Origin of the sequence: Lewinella cohaerens DSM 23179 (assembly GCF_000379805.1) — a bacterium.
Lineage (GTDB): Bacteria > Bacteroidota > Bacteroidia > Chitinophagales > Saprospiraceae > Lewinella > Lewinella cohaerens.
This window is the reverse complement of record NZ_KB903598.1, coordinates 164,618-179,278: the sequence shown is the minus strand read 5'-3', so window position 1 is coordinate 179,278 and position 14,661 is coordinate 164,618. Positions and strand designations below refer to the sequence as shown.

The window sequence follows — 14,661 nt, the reverse complement described above, 5'->3', positions numbered from 1 at the left end:
ATTCCTTGAGGTTACAGTAATAGAAAACAACATTTACTGTCTTTATTGACAGCCATAAAAATTAGTTTAAAATATGTCAGACCGAAAAAATCAAAATTGGAAATTAGGATTCGGATTGTTAGCAGGTGCTTTAGCCGGATATTGGTTAAATTCAAACCACGGCCGCCGGGTTCGTAAAGAAGTACAAACTTCAGCTGTAGAATATACCAATCAAGCTACTGATTATCTGAAAACGCAGGCAGAAAACCTCAGCTCAACGGCCAACGAATACATCGACCAAAGTAAAGAAGCTGTTCAGCATGCAGCTACTGTCGTGAAAAACAAGTTCACTAGCGGTGTAGACGAAGTAGCAGATCAGGCAGAAGAAGCTGTAGAGCGAACAGAAAGTAAGCTCAAGCGTGGTATCTCAACAGCCCGAAAAAATGTAAAAAACTCAACTGAGGCTATCGTATAAAGGTAGCACAGCAATGATGTTCACAAAAAAGCTTTAAGGATTATTCCTTGAAGCTTTTTTTATGATCACACCCGGTATCAAACGACCTGTACACATATAACATACACTATTAAATATTGAAATAAAACTCAGTACACGCAAAATAAAAACCTACTATTATTTCTGACAAAACCACCAAACATACCGTCTTAAATTCTTGTTTCAAAAGAAAAAAAACAAATATGATAGACCAAGAAATTTTAAATCAACTAATCACGGTAAATAGTCACAACTGTATCTCTTTTTACTTACCTACCCATCGTTTAAATGGCATTCAGAAAGATAAAATCCGTTATAAAAACAGCCTTAGTCAGGTTCGGGTAGCTTTAGCAGAATTAGGATTAAGTGACCAAGAAGTCAATAAGACTTTGAAAGAAGCAGAAGCTAAACTTCAAGAAGAAAAATTTTGGCGCCACCTTTCTGACACCTTGGCCGTATTTATTTATGATGAAAAAACAGTTTTCTATACCCTTCCACTAGAAATAGACAGTTATCAATTCATCGGTGATCAACTTTATCTATTGCCTTTATTACCATTGATTAATAATAACCATAAGTTTTATACGCTCGCGCTGAGCCAAAACCAAGTGCGGGTTTTTGAAGGAACAGATTATACCTTTGCCGAGTTGGAAAAGAATAGTGACTTCCCAGAGAACCTTGCTGAAATATTACGTTACTACGAAGAGGAAAGCACTTTACAGCACCATAGCGGTAGTGGAGAGAATGCTGTATTTCACGGGCAAGGAGCCGGAAATGATGTGCAAAACATCCGCTTGGAAGAATACCTACGCCGAGTAGACAAAGGTATTGAAACCATGAGCTGTGATGATGATAAAACACCATTGGTACTTTATTCGACACCTGCACTTGCAGGGCTCTATCGCAAAATCAACACTTACCCTCATCTTGTAGATGATTTCATTGAGGGAAATGCTGAAAATGAGGAAATGCTGAAAATTCATGAAAAGTCTTACGAACTGTTGATGCCTCAATATATAGCAGCTGATCAGGAAGAAAAAGACAGCTTTGAATTAGCGCTCGCAAAAGAGACAGCGACTTTCGATATTCAAACCATTATACCTGCGGCAATGGCCGGACAGGTAAAAACCTTGTTCTTGGTTCACAATCAAGAAACTTGGGGAAAATACACTCCTGCGACTCATACTATTGAGTTGCACCACAGCCGTAAACAGGATAGCCAACCTCTCCTCAACGACTTAGCCCTAGCTGTCACTAAGCAAGGAGGAACGGTACATATTCTAGATCGAGAAGATATGCCACGCCCAACCTCTAATGTCAATGCTATTTTCCATTATGCCTTGACCACCGCCTAATTACAGGAGCGTCTAGTATACCACTATTGAAAACATTGAATTTGGCCTCGGCAATCAGCCGGGGCCATTTTTATTTTAGATATAGGCCTAAAAAAGCCCCTACCACAAGATCGCGGCAAGGGCATAACCATTAGTATTTTCTTTCAATAACTCTAGATGGCCGTTCGGGCTGTAGGAAGTGCTTGTAAACGTTCAAATCGAATAAAATCACCTGTCCTCTGGTCAACACCATAGGTGCCATTTTCCATTCGGCCCAAGGCCGCTCGTACAGCCTCCAAATCACTCCGGCGACGTTTTATTTGTGCTACGATCCTTTGCCTGATCTGGTCATTTTTGGCGTCATCTCCGTACCCATCGTTGGATTCTTCATTGCGGTATAGGTTTGGGAGTTCTTCCTCTTCTAGCCGTTTTAGCTCGGTTGATATACGGGACTGTTTGTTTTCCAGTCGCTCTCGTAAGTCGTCTAATTGTTCTTGTGTAAAACCTATTCCTGATGGGGTACTCATATTATTGTTTTTCTTTTGAAACCTTTTTTTTGCAATGCCTGTTCGCTTTTCTTTTCAAGTTGATAAAGCTCACCTGATATTTTTCTATTTTCACGCAGTTACATCAATACCAACGACATGAGATACCTGATTTTTTGTTTTTTCGCTATATCCATACTTATCAATGGCTACAGCCAGGGCGTCCCTTCGCTCGTAACACCTGCCGAACAACGACTTCAGGCGGTAGAACAAAGAAAAAAACTACGCGACAATTCGCTTGTCAAGCATCTTCCTTTTACCAATATCGGCCCCAGCGTTCAAAGTGGACGGGTTGTCGATATGGCAGTACATCCGGAAGACCCCACCCAATTCTATGTCGCCTATGCGTCCGGGGGGCTTTGGTACACCAATAACAATGGTACTACTTTCAATCCCCTCTTCGATCAACAAGACGTAATGACGCTGGGAGCAGTGGCAGTAGACTGGAAGAGTAATACCGTCTGGGTAGGTACCGGCGAGGTCAATTCCAGTCGCTCTTCTTACGCTGGCCTGGGGGTTTATCGCAGTACTGATGGAGGTAAAACTTGGCAACATCGCGGCTTGCCTGAAAGCCACCATATTGGCCGTATTATTATCCATCCTACCAATCCTAACACTGTATGGGTAGCCGTTTTAGGTCACCTTTATTCGCCAAACGCGGAAAGAGGAATCTACAAAACCACCAATGGTGGTGAAAGCTGGGAAAAGACACTCTTCGTAAATAATGATGCCGGAGGTATAGAAATGGTCGTAGACCCAATGAACCCTGAGCATCTCTATGCAGCCACCTGGGAACGTACTCGCCGTGCCTGGGACTTTACAGAGGCTGGCAACGGTTCTGGCATTTATGAAAGTACTGATAGCGGCAGTACTTGGTCATTGATCAGTGGACCTAAAAGTGGATTCCCTTCCGGGGAAGGTGCTGGCCGTATTGGTCTAGCAATGGGCTACCAGGGGCGTACCCCTATCCTCTATGCCTCTATTGACAACTACAACCGACGCCCGAAAGAAACCGACGAAGAGGAGGGGCTAACCAAAGATGCCTTGCGAAGCATGAGCAAAACCGACTTTGCAAAACTCCCCGAAAAACAGCTACAGGGCTACCTTCGACAGAATGGTTTCCCTAAAGAATACAACACAAAGAAAATTCAGCAGATGGTCGCTCATGGTGAAATCACGCCCCTCACCTTGGTAGAATACACCGAGAGCGCCAACAGCCTGCTGTTTGATACAGAAGTAGTAGGACTTGAAGTATATCGCATGGTAAATAACAGCAAGAAGTGGTCAAAAACCCATGATGACTACATCGATGGTGTTTACTACTCCTATGGTTACTATTTTGGTGTGATCAAGGTATCTCCACGTGATGCCAATCGGATATATATCATGGGCGTACCTGTTATTCGAAGTGACGACGGTGGTACTACTTGGCAGGGCATTAATGGTGCCAATGTACATTCAGACCATCATGCCCTGTGGATCAGCCCCGACCGGGACGGACACATTATCCTGGGTAATGATGGTGGAATCAATATCTCTTACGACGACGGCGAAAACTGGATAAAGTGTAACCATCCACCATTGGGGCAGTTTTATTACGTAGCCGTTGATATGGCTAAACCTTATAAGGTGTATGGCGGCCTGCAAGACAACGGCGTCTGGATGGGAGACCACACCTACGAGCCTTCCACCAGGTGGCAGCAAAGTGGGCAATACCCTTACGAAATGATCATGGGCGGCGACGGTATGCAAGTAGCTATAGATACCCGCGACAATGCTACCGTTTATACTGGTTTCCAGTTTGGCAACTACTTCCGGTTGAATACCCAAACGGAAGACCGTGCTTACATCACCCCTAAACATGACCTGGGAGAACGCCCCTACAGATGGAATTGGCAAACCCCCATCCATCTTTCAGAGCACAACCCTGACATCCTTTACATGGGGTCTAATTTTATGCATCGCTCACTCAACCAGGGTAAGGATTTCACTATTATTTCGCCGGACCTTACTCATGGCGGCCAGAAAGGGGATGTCCCTTATGGAACGCTCAGTGCCATCCATGAATCGCCATTACGTTTTGGCCTCCTTTACGCGGGATCTGATGACGGACGTGTTCACGTAAGTAAAGATGGCGGTTACCAATGGAAAGACATCTCGAAGGGCCTCCCATCTGATATGTGGGTGAGCCGCGTTCAAGCTAGTAAACACCAGGAAGGCAGGGTCTACCTATCGCTTAATGGCTACCGCTGGGATAACTGGAATGCCATGCTATTCCGTTCTGATGACTATGGTAAAACCTGGGAGATCATAGGTCGGGACCTTCCTCAAGAACCCATAAATGTTGTCAAAGAAGACCCCGAAGTAGAAGGTATGATTTATGTAGGTACTGACCATGGAGCTTACCTTTCCTTAGACAATGGCGCTACTTTCCATGCTTTCCTTGAAGGTTTAGCCGGAGCGCCAGTACATGACATCGTTATTCACCCTCGTGACAAAGATATTATTATTGGCACCCATGGCCGTTCGCTGTACCGAGCGTCTGCACGTGAGCTACAGGCGCTTACTAACGAAGTACTCGCGGAGGCCGTCCATCTTTTCAAGATAGACAATCAGCGGCGCGGCCGTTCGTGGGGGCGGGATAGTTGGTCACGTGATAATAGTCCCAGTATCAACTTACCCGTTTACGCAAGTAATACTGGCACTGCCCAGGTAAGTATTCAAGCAGAAGATGGTCCAATACTCAACACCTATGAAGTATCTCTAGAAAAAGGTTTGCAGTATGCGACTTATGACTTTACTTATGGTAAAGATGCGTGGCCGGCCTATCGCCAATATCTCGAAAAAAATCTCGAAAAAGACGAAAGCTTACCTGATATGGAACCTGCTGACGATGGCAAGTACTACCTGCTACCTGGAAAGTACAAGGTAATCTTCAAAATGAATGATCAGACGTCGGAGCAGGGGTTTGAGTTGAAGTAATATTTGGGGTTAGATAGTTGATGGTTGATGGTTTGATTGTTCGTTTCTATAGTAGTTTGAGAAATAAACTATCAAACCATCAACTATCTAACCCTCAAACCAAAAAACACCCGATTCATCCAGTAAAAATGACCGTTCAGCGATTAGGGTAACGTTCTTGGTTTCAAGGGTATTAAATTGTGACAACAAGCAAATTGTCCATAGTGTAAAATAAAATTTCAGAAACTGACATCCACTTAAGGCAATCATCTCGTAAATAGTTATAGAGGCGACAATGATTCCTCTTTTCGATGTTATTAAGAAATTTTAACAAAGCTTTAAATATTTCCAAACAACATAAAAGCAAGAATCAAGTTTCATTATCAAACATTGATACCCAATACACCCCATTGAACCATTTGACCATGAATACCCGTAAAATCAAACTTGCACTGACGGCTGGATTAATTAACCAAAACACAAGCGGTAACGCGCTTAATGCCGTTAAAGATCTAATGACCAGTTTCGCTGATGAAGCGGGACATTTTTTGGGCCTCAAGCCCATCAGCAACTCACGGATGGGTAACGCCGTTCGCGAAAGCTACGCCTTGAATTACGAAAACTGTACGCTGAACGTCGATTTGGTATCGCACCCACAGGTGAATCGCCAAACGATCCAGCGTTTTCAACTCCGGTAACCCCTCAGGTATCAATAGAAATACCTGCTTAACCAAATAGAACATCGAAAGCCTTCCCTCCCCGGAAGGCTTTTTTAGTATACCTCTACCAGGACTTTTAGTAAAGCTTCTGTTTCTCTTGCATTCCGCGACAACTCAGGCAGATCTTTCAAGGTTGTTACTGACAGTACATCACGAGCCAGCTCTTCCGCCGTTGCATTATTGGCTATTGCCATGGGAATATAAACGGTGTCTTTCTGGATACGCTCACGGTAGATAACCTTAGGAGCGCTCTCTATTTCACGTATTTGATTCACAAAAACAGTGTCTCTGATAACTTCGCTGGCGGAGGGCTCTTGAATTTCCTTTTTCACAATCGTCTCTTGCACCGTAGCTGACCAACGCCCGATAAAACAGCCAATGGTTATCATCGCTGCTCCAACTAACCACACCTTCCTACGACTGCGCAGCCTACTCTTATGCTGAAAAGCTAAAGCATTTCGAAAAACATCAGAAGAAGGTACCAATGGGCTTTTCCGGGATAAGTTATCCTTCATTGAGCGCAGTACTTCTCTTTGCTGGTTAAACGCTTCCTGATCTACGTCTTGGCTAGCTATCCAGTCTACCTCCGCAGGTGTGAGTTCCTGATAGGATTTATTTAGTAACAACCTTTCCAGTCTTTCAAAATTTTCCATTCTCTTCTGTTTCTACGGAGGTTAATAACGGATATTTTCCAATTGCTTTGCCAGGTACTTCACGGCATAGTACAATCTGGATTTAACGGTGCCTTCCGGGCAACCGACCACCTCACTTATTGCTTTGATGCTCATTTCTTCCTGGTAGCGGAGTAGGAATACCTGACGATGTTTCTCTGCCAGCTGGTTCATTGCTTTGCTTAGTTGTGCCTGTTGATAATCAACATCCAGCCCTCCTAACGAGGGTATTTCAAACGCATTATCTCCGGCAGAATACCGGGTTGCATTTTTTGCCAGCCGGCTACGTCTACGGTATTCGTTTTTCACCATATTGGCAGCGATGGTAAATAGCCAGGCGCTAAAAGTGCGGCGTGTATCGTAGGATTCACGCCGCTCAATAAGTTTCAGAAAAAGCTGTTGGGTAAAGTCTTTTGCTACCTCCTTCTCTTGTGCCAGAGCACGCCAGAAATAGGTATACAGCTTGGTGCCATACCGTTCGTACAGTACGTTAAAAGCTGCCTCTTGGCCTTTTTGGACCTCTCTCATCAGCTTTTCATCCGGCCATTTGGAATAATTCTTAAACACCTATTCTTTGATCACTTCCATGAAAATGCGAAAACCTGTATTCGGATTTGGCAATGATACTGTTTGGCTAACCCCGATTTGAGTATAATAAGAAGGGTCTAGCCAACCTCCACCTTTGGTGATATTAGGCGCCTGAGTCATTTCAGCAACATTCCCACTTATGTTATACAGGTTAAAGTTATTTGGGAAGTACGCATCCACTGGAGCGGGAAAATATGCCCCATCTTCTCCAGGTGACTCTGGCTTTTCAGCAGATGGCCCAAATAGCGGTTCTTCCTCACTTAAACTTACCAAATAAGGATTAAAGTTGGAAAGGTAGCAGCCTTTGGCGTTCCGAAAGTAAGGCCCGCCCCAAGGGTAAGGAGCTTCGTAGGTTGCCCCTCCCCTAGCGGCTTGTTCCCATTCATCGACAGTTGGTAAACGAAAGCGAACCTCTTGAAAGCGCTTACGACGGTGGTCTGAAGCATTGTAAACTTCCGTGAGCCAATCGCAGTAAGCTATTGCTGCCTCCTGGGAAATATTAGTGATCGGGTGATTTCCTTCATCTGGGCTACCGCCCATATTGAAAAGTACTGTCGCTGGCAATTGCTGGTACGCCTCTGGTAAAAGTGACAGCCAATCAACGGTCTCTGTTTTACAGACTGTCAATAATTCAAATTGATTGGCTTCTAATAAATCTTGTAAAAATGCACGGTACTGAGCATTACTGACTTCGAAAGAAGAAGCGTACAATGATCCTTCCACCGGATACATTTCCTTGTCCAGCGCACGTAAATCCATATTTGTAGTGGCTGGAATTGTCTTTACTTCTTGTCGAAAAATCCCTGCTACATCCTGGGTTTTATCGGCTCGATCTGCTATAAGCAGTGCCAAATTGGCAATATCTTCAGCTTCCTTCTGAGCGCCTTCTTTACCGTACATATCATGAAGAATTGCCAGCGCCGGAATGTAATTCATATTCATGTGATCAACCACAGACTGAGATGGATCATAGTAAAGCGGGTTCCCTAGGTGTTCTGTCAAAAAATCGTTTTCAAAATTTTGACGTAACAAGCGAACATTATCCAGGTACTGCTGGCTATACTCAAAAGCTAAGCCTGTGAGGTAAAGTTGACTATCAAAAGCAACCCGTTGCACAGCGGGAGTGGCTATACCCAAATGTACCGGACGGGCACAATACTGTAAGAGGTGGCGAAGTAAAAGCTCCAATTGAGCATTGACCGGAGCTTCTTGTGGTCGTTCAAAAGTGTCAGGTACTTGCAATTCAGCAAAGACCCTACTTCGGTAATCCCTTTCAGCCAAAAGAAGATAAAGGTTGACAATTCGAACATCTCTGCGAATCCCTTTTACGGCCTGCAATACCCAAGCAGGGTAAGTATCATTGTCCCCTTGGGTGATCAAAACGCCATTGCTTCGAACAGAAGCGAGTGCATTATAATTCCATGTCAATATCCCTGGACTTAAGTCGCCAGTATTAAAATACTTTTCACACCAATAAACATAGTTGGCCAAGTCACCTTTCAATTCGTAATAGTGAATCAAGTCGTGCGCTATCTCCAACCGTTCAGGTGCAAGTTCATGCGCCTTTAGTAAAGCTTCGTAATTCCTGTCAAAGAGGTCACTTTGCCAATAGGTAAGATAATGGGCTTCAAAGGAGGTGGGAATATTTTTCTTCACTTCCGTGAGAATATCTGCGAGATCAAAAGCTGCATACCCTTGTAGTACATTGGTATTTCGGGCAGCAGTATAGTAATTCAACCAAGCATTTGCCTCTTGTGGATGCTGCTGTGTTTCCAATAGCCAAAGCTGAGCTTGTTGCTGGTAATAATCCAGAGAGCGGATGGCCTTCGACAGTGGTTTTATAGGTTCAGGAGTTGCTGCGTTACCTGGATATAAGAACAGGGTCATCAGTAATAAAAGGAGCAAAATACGCATGGTGTTCTGTATTATTTGTTCCTAAGTACACCTCTCGTACTTCAACGTTCAAAATTAACGACACTGATTTACAAGTGTAAAACAAACGCTTACCTTTGAGTCTTACAACTACCTTCCTATAACTATGGAATTTCCACATAAGAAGCAATACTATAAGCAAGCCAAACCTATATTAGTGGCGGTAGATTGTATCATTTTTGGATTTAACCAATCAACATTACAGCTACTTCTTTTCAAGCGAAAAATAGCGCCCTTCTTAGGTGCCTGGTCAGTCATTGGCAGCTTTGTTCAAGAACAAGAAAGTACTTCCGATGCAGCAATAAGGGTACTTCAAGAGCATACCGGGCTGGAAAATATTTTCTTAGACCCCCTGGCCTTGTACAGTGATCCTGAGCGTGACCCCGGAGCGAGGGTAATATCTCAGGCTTATTTTTCATTGATCCACCTGGAAGACGAAGCACTTAACAAGGTCGAAACTCATCAGGCACGCTGGTTTGACTTAAAGGATACCCCCTCCTTGATGCTCGATCACAACATAATGGTACAGGATGCCTTGGATAAGCTACGCACCAAGGCAAGGTATAGCCCAATTGGGTTTGAATTATTACCAGAAAAATTCACCATTCCTCAATTGCAACTTCTGTATGAGGCGATCTATCAAAAAGAACTGGACCGCCGCAATTTCCGCAAGAAAATCCTTTCAATGGGACTACTGGACAAATTAGACGAAAAGGATAAATCTGGATCACGAAAGGGGGCCTTTTTATACCAGTTTAATGCTGAAAATTATCAAAAGATGGTAAAGGAGGGAGTTGATTTTATTCTATAATAACAAGTTGAGGTTTGCTCTGAAAGACTATGTTGGTCATCTTTCAAAGCAAACCTCACGCTACTTTTTCTATTCTGGAACAATCTACTTAGGCTACGTTTTCTAAAAAAACTATTCCATGTAGATGCTATTAGTTACCTAAACGCTTGGCTTCATCCTCCAGGCCTGTGTTACGACGGCGTGACTTCACATTTTGATTACCAAAATTATAACTCATACTCAAGCTGACACGACGGCTATCCCAGTTACCTCCACCGGATGATATTAAGCCATTGAATTCGGAGACACCATCCCAACCTGTTTCATAGAAGAGGTCGCTGGCACTAAGACGTACATTAAGTTGGTCATTGAGGAATTTCTTCTGCAGCCCTAAGTCCAAACTCCAGCTGGATTCATATTTGAAAACGCCACCCCAAACACCAGGTCCAGAATAATAGCCAGAAACTTCTCCTTTGAAACCGCCGGGTAGATCAATGGTTTGTTGTTGGTAGATAGAGTAGGTAAAAACTTGCACGTCTACGATAGCTCCATCACCGTAATCAGCCTGGTTATTTAGATGAGAAGCACTAAAGTTGACGTAGGAATTCCACCCTTCCATTACCTGAAAAGGAGCGCTAATATTCATGCTGTAGATCGTCTGATCAGCCAGGTTTTCCCAAGAGATAAAATTCGCCCGGTCATCCTGTTCATCCGGAGCAATGAGGCGCGTAATTTGGTCGATTGTTTTGCTGTAGCCCACCTTGAAATTATAGCGATACTTGAGGGTATAGCTCAATTCCACATTATTAACAATTTCGGGTTGCAGGAAAGGGTTGCCTTTTTCGTAAGACAACTGGCTCAACTGGTTATTGAAAGGGTTGAGTACATTGTAGTCGGGGCGATTGATTCGGCGGCCATAGTTAAGGGAGAGGCTATGTGTAGGAGCTACCTGCCAAGTCAAGCCTGCATTGGGAAACCAGCTCAAGTAATTAAGGATTACCGGTGGCTCCTGTAGATCCTCATCAAAAGGCTGGAGGTTGCCTTCCGCATCCGTTTGCTCTGCCCGCAAGCCAGCCGAGAAATTCCACTTCTCGTTAATTGGCCGCGTGAAGCTGACATAGCCTGCGTAGACATTTTCGCGGTAGTCGAAAATATTAGAAGATTGATTATCCCTCACAGAAACGCCGTTTTGTATATCGAATACCAAGAAAGTATTGTCCGATGAAACCTGACTCAATTTAGTACCGAGGCCAAGTTTTCCACCAAGAACATCTTGCTCATAATCAAGTTTGGCGGTATAGATATCAATCTGGGTTGGTGTATTAAAGGCGTTGATAACTTCCGTAAGCAATTCTTGTTCTTGTGCATCATAATAACGGTTAGGCTGAGAGCGGTCACTATCATTATCATAGTTTCCATAATCTACATCTAGGTTAATGGTGCGCCCTTTGCGATTGTCATAACGGTAGTTGATATTATATGTTTGTTGCTGGCGGGTATCCATTGAAATATTATCCGAAACAAGGATACTGTCAATTGAATTTGGTGTTTCCAAGTTTGCGATGGCGATGCGATTATACCCTCTATGCTCCCCAGAGAAATCATTTACACTGACGAGAAAACCAATGGTATGCTGATCATTAATAAAAAAATCGGTTCCAAGGCGAGCATTTAGCCCTTGCCAGCTATTCCGCATGCGATTCGTTTCATCAAGCTGAATACCGTTCTGCGTGCTAAAGAAGTTCATATTGTTGAAGACCTCTCCATCGTTAGCTCCTGCTGTTGCAAATAGGTTCATCCACTTATTACGATAGTTACCGCTGGCACTTCCATTCATACGTGCGTATTGACCTTGGCTGTATGTTCCACTAATTGATCCATTACTTCCCAGGTTTTTGTCTTTCTTCAAACGGATATCGATAATTCCTGCATTACCTTCTGCTTCGTATTTAGCACCTGGGTTAGAAATAATATCGATATGATCGATCTGATCTGCCTGCAAATTCTGCAGATAAGAGGTAAGGTCCTGACCAGTGAGCGGGAGGCGCTTTCCATCTACATACAGAAGAACGCCAGCTCTTCCCAAAACACTTATATTATCATTATTATCGACTGTAACTCCTGGTGCTTTACGCAATAGAGAAATGGCATCAGCTCCTGTACTATTAATGGTACCCTGAACATTAAAAACGGTGCGATCTGGCTTCACTTCAACCAGGGCTCTTGTTGCCGTAACCGTAGCCTGTTCTAGTTCTACAGAAGTAGAGGTAAACTGTAGTACCTCCAAGTCCAGTTGCTGACCATCGCTCAATGCTATTTCATTCTGCCAAAGATCTGCTGCACCTACGTAAGTAGCAGAAAGGTTAAAGGACCCAGGAGACAGGCCCTGGATTCTAAAAACGCCTGCTTCATCAGTAGTTTCTACTTTTACCAAGGTGCTATCAGTGGAATTGTAGAGGGCTACATTAGCAAAAACAACGGCCTCTCCATCAGGATCCTGCAGTTGGCCCTTGATACTCGCTGATTGCGATTGTGCAAGAAAGCCCATGGCTAACAGCAAAAGAGTAATCATATTTTTCATAACTGTCGGTGTGATTTTATAACAATGACCACAATATCGGTGGAATGTTGCTGGGTTAACAGTGCAAATCGACGAGTAGCCACCAGAAAGAGATGAGTAGCCATAGATTTGCATTGGGAGAAAATATAAAGAGGTATGGAGTAGGTACAAGAGCCCCAAGTGGAGGGCCCACCCTCAGCCAGATCGCCAAAACTGCCCCTGGCCTAATGGCCACAATGGGACATGCGTCTACATCTGCTCTCTAGAAGAGAAACAGCCAAGCAATACGCAAAAAAACACTGATTTATTCTCGTCGACAAACGAGGGGATTTTCCTCTGAGTAATCTTGTGGACGTCACTCCTTTCGATTACAGCGTAAAGATAAAGGGGAATTACTTTAAAAACAAAAAATATTTTTATTTTTTTAAAAAAAACTTTAAGTTAAAAATGGATACTTGACTTCCACCAGGCTTAAACCTTCTGGTGGCGCCAATTTGAAGTAACGAGGGCGTTCACTTCTTGCCAGTCGACTTTCAAAATCAGCTACACTTTCTTTTCCCACACCTACATCAAGGAGTTGTGCAACGATAATACGAATCATCCCTCTCAAAAAACGATTGGCAGAAATATGGAAAGAAAACTGACCTGTCTCAGCTCCATGCAAAGCTACAGAGGTCATATTACAGTTAGTAGTCTTATGGCGATCAGGAGCCTTACAAAGACTTTTGAATTCTTCATAACGGAGTAAAACATCTAGCGCAGCCTCCATTCCTTTCCAATTTAAGTCCTTGGGGTCACAAGGAAAGCAGGTGCTAAACCGACCAAGAAAAGGATTTTTACTAGTGTGTATATGGTAAATATACTTTCGCTCAGTAGCGCTAAAGCGAGCATGCCAATTGGCCTCTGCTTCCATATATTGATGTACGGCAATACTCTCCGGCAAGGCATAATTTAAATGGGTTAGTAGTCGGGGCGTCATACTTATATCGCCATCAAAATGAGCAATATAATTACTAGCATGCACTCCAGCATCCGTACGTCCGCAACCAATAATATTTATCGGAATTTTTAAAACCTTACGCATGGCATTTTCCAGGGTTTCCTGCACACTAACTACGCCGTCCTGGCGCTGCCAGCCGCGATAATCAGTACCATCATAAGAAAGTTGCAGGAAGTAACGCATAATATCTATAACCGTTTCTGTAAGGAATAAACGACAAAGGTAAGGAGTCCGGCTTAGGACCAGTCAAATAATAACAAAACTCTTTTCAAGACAATACTGTTTGCTTAATAAGTGTATCAACATTGTTTTTCTATTAATAACTATTCATGAATCATCAACCCAAGATAGTAGCGTTTGGCGCCAGCAATAGCAAACATTCCATCAACCAGCAGTTCGCGCTTTTTGCAGCTCAGCAGATAGAGAATGTAGCGGTAAACCTCCTTGACCTGAATGATTTTGAAATGCCTATTTACAGCATTGACCGAGAAAAGGAAAAGGGGGTTCCTACGAAAGCTCTTCAATTTAAAGCTCACCTTCGTGATAGTGACGGTATCATCATTTCCTTTGCCGAACACAACGGAGCCTATACTACCGCTTTTAAAAATATTTTTGACTGGATTTCTCGCATAGAAAAAGATGTATGGGGCAATAAACCTATGTTATTATTAGCTACTTCTCCAGGCGGTCGTGGGGGGCAAACCGTATTGGACATTGCGCTCAACAAATTCAAGTTTATGAACAACAATGTTCTTGCTAGTTTTTCACTACCCTCTTTTGGAAAAAACTTTAATACAGACAAAGGAATCATTGATTCTGAACTTGACAACGAATTCCGAGCACAACTAGCAGCCTTTCAAACGGCTGTTGGCGTATCAAACAATGGTTAATCTCAACAGAGGACAATAACAAGATAACTTCTCCCAAACTGCCAATAGACACCTTAATATTTGGCAAAATTCATTTTCGCAAACTTTTGTCAGGAATCACCCGTGATTTAGCATTATTTCTTCTCAACAAGCTAATTATCAAATAGTTAAAAAACATTAGCAAGGAGATTTATTTTCACCAAGGCCTCCCAAAAGTACC

General features: G+C 43.3%; 12 protein-coding genes. 6 read left to right on the top strand and 6 right to left on the bottom strand.

Translation table 11 applies throughout. The annotated features are described in order from the left end of the window. The first annotated feature begins 73 nt into the window (after positions 1-73). Positions 74-454, top strand: a complete 381-nt coding sequence (locus A3EU_RS0126355; RefSeq protein WP_020539186.1) for a YtxH domain-containing protein — start codon at positions 74-76, stop codon at positions 452-454. 221 nt (positions 455-675) lie between these two features. Then, entirely contained in the window at positions 676-1,827 is a 1,152-nt protein-coding gene (locus A3EU_RS0126350; protein ID WP_020539185.1) for a baeRF7 domain-containing protein, read from the top strand. Between the two features lie 152 nt (positions 1,828-1,979). Here A3EU_RS0126350 and A3EU_RS0126345 read toward each other — a convergent pair whose 3' ends face one another. Then, the gene (locus A3EU_RS0126345; protein ID WP_020539184.1) at positions 1,980-2,333 is read right to left on the bottom strand and encodes a TraR/DksA family transcriptional regulator; all 354 of its coding nucleotides are present in this window, start codon (positions 2,331-2,333) and stop codon (positions 1,980-1,982) included. Positions 2,334-2,450: 117 nt separating this feature from the next. Between A3EU_RS0126345 and A3EU_RS31975 the strand changes: the two genes are divergently transcribed. Next, positions 2,451-5,333: a WD40/YVTN/BNR-like repeat-containing protein gene (locus A3EU_RS31975; RefSeq protein WP_020539183.1), complete on the top strand. Its 2,883-nt coding sequence runs from the start codon at positions 2,451-2,453 to the stop codon at positions 5,331-5,333. A gap of 404 nt (positions 5,334-5,737) precedes the next feature. After that, positions 5,738-6,010: a hypothetical protein gene (locus A3EU_RS0126335; protein WP_156825913.1), complete on the top strand. Its 273-nt coding sequence runs from the start codon at positions 5,738-5,740 to the stop codon at positions 6,008-6,010. A gap of 74 nt (positions 6,011-6,084) precedes the next feature. Here A3EU_RS0126335 and A3EU_RS0126330 read toward each other — a convergent pair whose 3' ends face one another. From A3EU_RS0126330 to A3EU_RS33335, 3 genes are read right to left on the bottom strand one after another with little or no spacing between them, the layout of a single operon-like run. Beyond that, positions 6,085-6,684: a hypothetical protein gene (locus A3EU_RS0126330; protein ID WP_020539181.1), complete on the bottom strand. Its 600-nt coding sequence runs from the start codon at positions 6,682-6,684 to the stop codon at positions 6,085-6,087. Between the two features lie 21 nt (positions 6,685-6,705). Further along, positions 6,706-7,230, bottom strand: coding sequence for an RNA polymerase sigma factor (locus A3EU_RS0126325; RefSeq protein ID WP_044087079.1), 525 nt, complete (start codon positions 7,228-7,230; stop codon positions 6,706-6,708). A gap of 39 nt (positions 7,231-7,269) precedes the next feature. Continuing rightward, positions 7,270-9,204 (bottom strand): formylglycine-generating enzyme family protein, encoded by a 1,935-nt coding sequence (locus A3EU_RS33335; RefSeq protein ID WP_020539179.1) that lies wholly within the window; start codon positions 9,202-9,204, stop codon positions 7,270-7,272. Positions 9,205-9,328: 124 nt separating this feature from the next. Here A3EU_RS33335 and A3EU_RS0126315 point away from each other — a divergent pair, with 124 nt between their 5' ends. Next, entirely contained in the window at positions 9,329-10,033 is a 705-nt protein-coding gene (locus A3EU_RS0126315) for an NUDIX hydrolase (RefSeq protein WP_020539178.1), read from the top strand. 130 nt (positions 10,034-10,163) lie between these two features. Here A3EU_RS0126315 and A3EU_RS0126310 read toward each other — a convergent pair whose 3' ends face one another. Next, positions 10,164-12,593: a TonB-dependent receptor domain-containing protein gene (locus tag A3EU_RS0126310; protein ID WP_020539177.1), complete on the bottom strand. Its 2,430-nt coding sequence runs from the start codon at positions 12,591-12,593 to the stop codon at positions 10,164-10,166. A 415-nt stretch (positions 12,594-13,008) separates the two neighbouring features. Beyond that, on the bottom strand, positions 13,009-13,755 hold the full coding sequence (gene truA / locus A3EU_RS31965; RefSeq protein WP_020539176.1) for a tRNA pseudouridine(38-40) synthase TruA: 747 nt from the start codon (positions 13,753-13,755) through the stop codon (positions 13,009-13,011). A 146-nt stretch (positions 13,756-13,901) separates the two neighbouring features. On the opposite strand from truA, the gene A3EU_RS0126300 reads away from it, so the two are divergent. Beyond that, positions 13,902-14,462, top strand: coding sequence for an NADPH-dependent FMN reductase (locus A3EU_RS0126300; protein ID WP_020539175.1), 561 nt, complete (start codon positions 13,902-13,904; stop codon positions 14,460-14,462). Positions 14,463-14,661: the final 199 nt, after the last annotated feature.

Coding starts and splice junctions, on each gene's coding strand:
- A3EU_RS0126310 (WP_020539177.1), bottom strand. CDS start 12,593: ATGAAAAATATGATTACTCTTTTGCTGTTAGCCATGGGCTTTCTTGCA.
- A3EU_RS0126300 (WP_020539175.1), top strand. CDS start 13,902: ATGAATCATCAACCCAAGATAGTAGCGTTTGGCGCCAGCAATAGCAAA.
- A3EU_RS0126355 (WP_020539186.1), top strand. CDS start 74: ATGTCAGACCGAAAAAATCAAAATTGGAAATTAGGATTCGGATTGTTA.
- A3EU_RS33335 (WP_020539179.1), bottom strand. CDS start 9,204: ATGCGTATTTTGCTCCTTTTATTACTGATGACCCTGTTCTTATATCCA.
- A3EU_RS0126345 (WP_020539184.1), bottom strand. CDS start 2,333: ATGAGTACCCCATCAGGAATAGGTTTTACACAAGAACAATTAGACGAC.
- A3EU_RS0126325 (WP_044087079.1), bottom strand. CDS start 7,230: ATGAGAGAGGTCCAAAAAGGCCAAGAGGCAGCTTTTAACGTACTGTAC.
- A3EU_RS0126330 (WP_020539181.1), bottom strand. CDS start 6,684: ATGGAAAATTTTGAAAGACTGGAAAGGTTGTTACTAAATAAATCCTAT.
- A3EU_RS0126350 (WP_020539185.1), top strand. CDS start 676: ATGATAGACCAAGAAATTTTAAATCAACTAATCACGGTAAATAGTCAC.
- A3EU_RS0126335 (WP_156825913.1), top strand. CDS start 5,738: ATGAATACCCGTAAAATCAAACTTGCACTGACGGCTGGATTAATTAAC.
- truA (WP_020539176.1), bottom strand. CDS start 13,755: ATGCGTTACTTCCTGCAACTTTCTTATGATGGTACTGATTATCGCGGC.
- A3EU_RS31975 (WP_020539183.1), top strand. CDS start 2,451: ATGAGATACCTGATTTTTTGTTTTTTCGCTATATCCATACTTATCAAT.
- A3EU_RS0126315 (WP_020539178.1), top strand. CDS start 9,329: ATGGAATTTCCACATAAGAAGCAATACTATAAGCAAGCCAAACCTATA.